6 protein-coding genes are annotated in these 6,873 nt (G+C 35.4%); all 6 read left to right on the top strand.

The genetic code is table 11. The features are described 5' to 3' along the window. Window positions 1-363: 363 nt before the first annotated feature. Complete coding sequence (locus tag NBX25_RS16075) at window positions 364-777, top strand: DUF6157 family protein (protein ID WP_250254365.1); 414 nt, start codon at window positions 364-366, stop codon at window positions 775-777. Window positions 778-873: 96 nt separating this feature from the next. Next, window positions 874-1,269: an acyl-CoA thioesterase gene (locus NBX25_RS16070; protein ID WP_123855640.1), complete on the top strand. Its 396-nt coding sequence runs from the start codon at window positions 874-876 to the stop codon at window positions 1,267-1,269. Next, window positions 1,266-1,826, top strand: a complete 561-nt coding sequence (locus NBX25_RS16065) for a helix-turn-helix domain-containing protein (RefSeq protein ID WP_123907861.1) — start codon at window positions 1,266-1,268, stop codon at window positions 1,824-1,826. The genes NBX25_RS16070 and NBX25_RS16065 overlap by 4 nt, the downstream gene beginning before the upstream one ends. A 229-nt stretch (window positions 1,827-2,055) precedes the next feature. After that, on the top strand, window positions 2,056-4,935 hold the full coding sequence (locus tag NBX25_RS16060) for a heavy metal translocating P-type ATPase (protein ID WP_250254364.1): 2,880 nt from the start codon (window positions 2,056-2,058) through the stop codon (window positions 4,933-4,935). 4 nt (window positions 4,936-4,939) lie between these two features. Then, window positions 4,940-5,668 carry a DUF72 domain-containing protein gene (locus NBX25_RS16055; RefSeq protein ID WP_250254363.1) on the top strand — a complete coding sequence of 243 codons (729 nt, stop codon included), beginning with the start codon at window positions 4,940-4,942 and terminating at the stop codon, window positions 5,666-5,668. 319 nt (window positions 5,669-5,987) lie between these two features. Further along, window positions 5,988-6,848: a polysaccharide deacetylase family protein gene (locus tag NBX25_RS16050; protein ID WP_123907864.1), complete on the top strand. Its 861-nt coding sequence runs from the start codon at window positions 5,988-5,990 to the stop codon at window positions 6,846-6,848. Window positions 6,849-6,873: the final 25 nt, after the last annotated feature.

The following is a 6,873-nucleotide window of genomic DNA, read 5'->3' as shown; positions in this document are numbered from 1 at the left end:
GAACAAATATTGATTCCAAATATAAACGTATGCAAGATACAATTAAAAACTTCAAATCAAAGCTTTTTTTTATCTCTTTCTCACATTCATTTGAATTTAGTTTATACATTTACCCAAAAACAATAATTAAATTACTGAATGTCAAATAATTAAACAAAAAATAGCATGAAAAGTTAAAGTTAGTTAACATAATAAAATTTTCTTTTAATCATTGTGAAAAGGAAATAATTACTCCGAATAACTGAAACTATCTGCAAGGTTAATAGCTTCTCAACAGATGATATTTTAGAATACTTAGAATAATAGTATATTTATAGATTACCTTTACCCTCCTATTTACAAAGTTATTAATTGGATTTTAAGATGAAACAACACACCACCAATTACCTCAATACTTTCATAGAAGTTGCTGAAGACTGCCCTGTTTCCCGGGCACAGATTCCACCTGAAAAAAAAGAAAAGACATTAGCTAATCTTCAATATGAGAAAATCAGTAAGAATCCTTACCAATATTCTTCCGATGATATTATTTTTGAATGCTATGCTTTTAAGAATGATATTCCAGACAATGAAAAACAGGCGGAAAGAGACAAATTCTTTTCCAAAGGTCAGGCGTGTCTCCGCTCTTCCCCTCTAGCCAAAAGATATGGATTCGGGTTTCATCATAATAAGAAAGGGAAAGTAGCCTTATATCCTATAGAAAGTGAAGAATATCACAACCTATTAAATGATCCCGACATCGTGAAAACAAAAGCAATGCGCTCCAAAAGAAAATGATTGAGAAAATGAATAATTCTCTTCAGATCAATAAATACGATTCTTTTGATAACCCCAGCTTTTAACACTAAATTTGTACTGCAAATTATTAAGAACATGAACTACCATACAAGAAAATGGGTAAAACCCGAAGATTTAAATCCTAACCACTCTCTTTTCGGAGGAAGACTTTTACAATGGATCGATGAAGAAGCAGCATTATATGCTATCATCCAGCTTGAAAATACGAAAGTAGTGACTAAATTTATATCCGAGATCAATTTTGTAAGCTCCGCAAAACAGGGAGACATTATAGAAATTGGTATTGAAGCCACTCATTTTGGCTCTTCTTCTATTACTTTAAGATGTGATGTCCGCAATAAAATGACCCATCAGACGATTATCACTGTTGATAAAATCGTAATGGTTAATCTGGACAGCAATGGAAATCCTGCACCTCATGGTAAGACCCAGATTGAGTTTGTAAAAGACAGGTTAAACAGTGGAATATGAAAATTTTCATCAAGAATATGGTTTGCAACAGATGCATTGCTGCAGTAGAAACCATTTTTAATAATGCAAATATAAAGACCAATTCTATTATTCTGGGAGAAGTGGAAACGGAATCAGATGTCTCCACAACCATCATGCAATCTATTGAAGAAAAATTGCTTGCAACCGGCTTTGAAAGAATCATGGACTCTTCATATCAGCTTATTGAGAAAATTAAAAATCTCATTATTGTAAAAGTTAGTGAACTTGACATTGATGAAGATTTTCTTCTTTCTGAATTTTTAAGCTCAAAGCTTCATAAGGATTACAGCACCCTTTCAAAAACCTTCTCACAAAATGAAAACATAACTCTTGAACAGTTTTTTATTCTTCAGAAAATAGAAAAAGTAAAGGAACTCCTTTTATATAATGAATTCAACCTTACAGAAATTGCAGGAAAACTAGGCTACAAAAGTGTTCAGCATCTTTCTAGCCAATTCCGTAATGTTACCGGATTCACCCCTACAGAGTTTAAGAAATTAAAAGATCATCACAGGAAGTCTCTTGACAGCCTTTAATTGAGTTTGAGAGGTGGAGAGTATTAGAGTTTGAGGGTTGGAGAGTCTGGGAGCGTTAGAGTCAGAGAGTTTAATGTTATAATAAACAATCACCCCATAACCTCCACTCTAATATCCTAACACTCTCAAACCCTAATACTCTCAAACCCAAATTCTATAACTATTATCCTTAAATTTATAACAGCCTTAGATTTTCATTTTGGAAATTTGCAGTATAAATTTAAGAATCATGGAACAACAGTATAAAATACTCGGAATGACCTGTTCCGGTTGCCAGAAAAAGATATCCAATCAACTGAACAGTATTGAAGGAGTTACAGCCGATGTAAATCTGGAAAACAATACTGCTACTATTGTCTCTGAGCACGCGGTTGCTCTTTCCGTTTTAAATGATTCCTTAGCAGAAATAGGAAAGTACAGACTTGAAGATCCTAATAATCCTGAAAAAGCTTTTATAAAACCTCAGGATCGAGTATCACCATCTTCTGTATACTATTGTCCTATGGAGTGCGAAGGTGACAAAGTATATTTCAAACAGGGCGAAAGATGTCCGGTTTGTAAAATGTATTTAGTTCCAATCGAAGAAAAACTGGCAAAAGATCCTAATCACAAACCGACTTATTCAGCAACGAATCTTCCGGAAAACTTTAAAGACAGTGTTGGAAAATACTATTGTCCAATGTTCTGTGAAGGAGATAAAGTATATGATGAAAAAGGAGACTGTCCTGTATGCCACATGCACCTGGAAGAGATCTCTGAAGATATGGCTAAAAATGCAGTTTCACACCATGCCCATTCTCACAATCACAATCACAACCATAATCATAATCATAATCATAATCACAGCCACCACCATGAAGCGCCAAAGGTTACAGATGAAATGGCAGGAAAGTATTACTGCCCGATGTATTGTGAAGGAGATAAAACCTATGATTCCAATGTAGGATGTCCGGTTTGTGGAATGGATCTGGTGAAATATCCGGAAAAGAAAACGGCAAAATACACTTGCCCTATGCACCCTGAAATCATTAGTGATGAACCGGGAAGCTGCCCGATCTGTGGAATGGATCTGGTAAGAATGCCTGACAGTGGAGACGATGAAGAAGATGAAACCTACAACATTCTGAAAAGAAAATTTCTGATCTCACTGGCATTTACCATTCCTGTTTTTATTCTATCCATGGGTGGAATGTTTATAGATTTTCCTTTCTCACATCAGATTCAAGGGTTCATTGAGCTGGCATTAACGCTTCCGGTTATGTTTTATTCCGGCTGGTTTCTGTTAAAAAGAGGCTGGGTTTCATTCAAAACATGGAATCTTAATATGTTCAGTTTAATTGCACTGGGAGTAGCTGCTGCATTTATTTTCAGTATTATCGCATTAGCTTTCCCGGATATTATTCCTCATGAAATCCGTGGACATAATCATGAAATCCCATTGTATTTTGAAGCGGTCTGTGTTATTCTGACCCTTGTTATTCTGGGCCAGCTGATGGAGGCTGCAGCTCATAAAAAAACGGGTAATGCTATTAAAGAACTCATGAACCTTTCACCGGATGAAGCCAATCTCATGGTCAATGGTGAAGAAAAACGGGTATTGCTTTCTCAGGTGAAAATCGGGGATCTTTTAAAGGTAAAACCAGGTGAAAAAATTCCGGTTGATGGAAAGATCATAGAAGGAAACTCTATCGTGGATGAAAGTATGATTACTGGTGAACCCGTGCCTGTTGAAAAAACAGTTGATGATAAAGTATCTTCAGGAACCATCAACGGAAACCAGGTATTCATCATGAAGGCTGAAAAAATAGGCGATGAAACCTTACTTTCACAAATTATTAAAATGGTGAATGAAGCCAGCCGAAGCCGTGCACCTATCCAAAAGCTGACGGATAAGGTATCAAAAGTATTTGTACCCGTTGTCATTCTTATTGCCGTTCTTACTTTTATTCTGTGGCAATTCTTTGGTCCGGAAGGGAAAAGAAGTTTATTTGCTTTTGTGAATGCTGTAGCCGTTTTAATTGTAGCATGTCCCTGTGCTTTAGGCCTTGCCACCCCAATGTCCTTAATGGTAGGAATTGGAAAAGGAGCTAAAAACGGAATTCTGATCAAAAATGCAGAAGCCCTTGAGCAAATGAATAAAGTAAATGTTCTGATTACTGATAAAACAGGTACCTTAACAGAAGGAAAGCCTTCTGTAGAGCATATTGAAACAGCAAACGATGAAGATAAAAGCCAGATTCTAAAACTGGCATTCTCACTGAATCAAAACTCTGAACACCCACTTTCCAATGCAGTTATTAAAAGGGCAAAGGATGAAAATATCTCTGCTGAAAAAGTAGAACAATTTGAAAACGTTTCAGGAAAAGGGGTGAAAGGAAATATCAACGGAAAAACAGCTTACCTTGGAAATGAGAGCCTGTTAACCGCCCATCAGATCCAGATTCCCAATGCATTAAAGCAGAAAGCAATAGAAGTACAATCTAAAGCCCATACCATTTCTTATATTGCACAGGGTCAGGATGTATTAGGGTTTATTAGCTTTACAGATAAAATTAAAGCAAGCTCTAAAAAAGCAGTAGACCAATTAATGAGTGAAGGAGTTGATATCATCATGATGACCGGAGACAACGAACACACCGCAAAAGCTGTTGCAGAAGAATTAGGCATCAAACATTTTAAAGCGAATTGTCTTCCTGAGGATAAGCTCAATGAGGTAAAAAAACTACAACAACAAGGTAAAATTGTTGCCATGACCGGAGACGGAATTAATGACTCTCCTGCCCTAGCCCAAGCCAATATAGGCATCGCTATGGGAACCGGTACCGATGTAGCTATTGAAAGCGCAGAGATCACCTTATTAAAAGGAGATATTTTAGGAGTAGCAAAAGCAAAATTACTAAGTGAAAAGCTTCTTAAAAACATTAAAGAAAACCTGTTTTTTGCCTTTATTTATAATGTTTTAGGAATTCCTGTTGCGGCAGGATTATTGTATCCATTCTTTGGAATTCTGTTATCACCGATGATTGCCGCCGCTGCAATGAGCGTGAGTTCATTATCTGTGATTCTGAATTCGTTGAGATTAAACTCAGTGAATCTGGATATAAAATAATAGTATGAAAAAAGAAAATCTTTACATCGGATGTTCGGGATTTTATAATAATGACTGGAAAGGGTCATTATATCCTAAAAATGCCCCAAGTAAAGATTTTCTTTCTTTATATGCAAAAGTGTTCAATGCAGTAGAAATCAATTCCACATTTTATAGAATTCCAACCGCTAAAACACTTTTGAAATGGTATGATGAAACTCCGGAAGCATTCAAATTTTTTATCAAAATTCCAAAAGCCATCACCCATCAAAAACGTTTGGCAGACGCAAAAGAAGAGGTTATAAAATTCTGCCAACATATCTCTAGTCACCTTCAACAAAAACTTTCCGGATTCTTGTATCAATTTCCACCATCTTTTAAAAATACTCCGGAAAATATAGATCTGATCATGAACAATATGGACAATCATTTTTTAAATGTCATTGAGTTCCGTCACGAATCCTGGTGGAAAAATGAAATTTTTGATCTTTTGAAAAGCAATAATATTGTTTTCTCAGGAGTCAGTTTCCCCGGAAACCTTTCTGAAAACGTCATCATCAATCATCCTGATATCATATACTACAGACTTCACGGAAAACCGATACTGTATAAATCCGAATACAGCGAAAACTTCCTTAATAACCTTGCAGAAAATCTTGCCAATACCCGGCAGACTGCATTTATATTCTTTAATAATACCTGGGGAACTGCTGCTATTATCAATGCAACCTACCTGAAAAGTCTTTTAAAATAAGCACAATATTACCCTAACTTACATTGACGACCTATACTGCATGGTAATCTGTTAAAATAGAATAATTCCCACGCAAAGGAAGAATATAGTTATCTCAATAAAAATAGAGAAAGACTATCGCTTTAACATTTATAAATGTTAAGATTTATGGAAAACCAAATCATAAATTAACAATCAGTATTTTAATCAAAAAACACCTTAAAATAAAGTTCTTAAAATAATCTTAAAAAGAGAAAATACAACGAAATATGGCATATAATTTGTTAACATTCAATTGTTATTTTTAACAATTTTTAACAACACAATTTCAATTACCTTTATGAGAAAAATTTTTGCGGGAAAGTCAACAAATAAGACTTTTCTCGGGATGTTTGCATTGATGAGTGCAACTTCAGTACTATTAAACAGCTGTAATTTTAAAAATGATGTGAACGAAATGCTCAGTTCACAGGAACATCCTACCGCAAAAACCGCCCCTAAAATGGACGATGAAAGTGTAGATCCAGATAAAAGAGTGATCTATCTTACTTTTGATGATGGTCCTAACCAGGGAACCGAAAATCTTTTAAAAATTCTAGACAAAAGAAATGTGTGTGCCACCGCTTTTTTGGTTGGAAGACATGCTTATGGAAGCACAAAACAAAAAAATGACTTCAAGCTTCTAAAAGAAAATCCTCTAATTGAACTGGCCAACCACAGCTTCACCCATGCTCACAACAAATACTCTGATTTTTACAAAACTGCAGATGCTGTTGTTCGCGATTTTGATATCGCTAAAGATAGTCTGAAGCTGCACGATAAAATAGCAAGAACTCCCGGAAGAAATATCTGGAGACTTAACAATATTAATGTAACGGATATCAAAAGCTCCACTGCCGCTGCAGATGGCCTTAAAAGAGCTGGATACAAAGTCATTGGCTGGGATCTGGAATGGCGACCTACTCACAAGATGACATTGAAAGGAAGCCATGAAGCCATGCTGAAAAAAGTAGACAGCATCTTCCTTAATGATCTTGAAAAAACTTCAAGACACCTTGTTTTCCTTACCCATGACCAATACCTGAGAGATACAGATTCTATTAACGAATTGGATTTATTTATTGAAAAACTACAAAAAAGCAACAAGTTTGTTTTCAGAAAGATTTCTCAGTATCCGAAAATCAATGAAATATTGAACTAGTTCAGAAATTTAAAGAATAGATTGA

Source organism: Chryseobacterium sp. Marseille-Q3244, assembly GCF_940807095.1.
Taxonomy (GTDB): Bacteria; Bacteroidota; Bacteroidia; order Flavobacteriales; family Weeksellaceae; genus Chryseobacterium.
The sequence above is the reverse complement of the archived record's forward strand: the minus strand, read 5'-3'. Positions and strand labels throughout refer to the sequence as shown.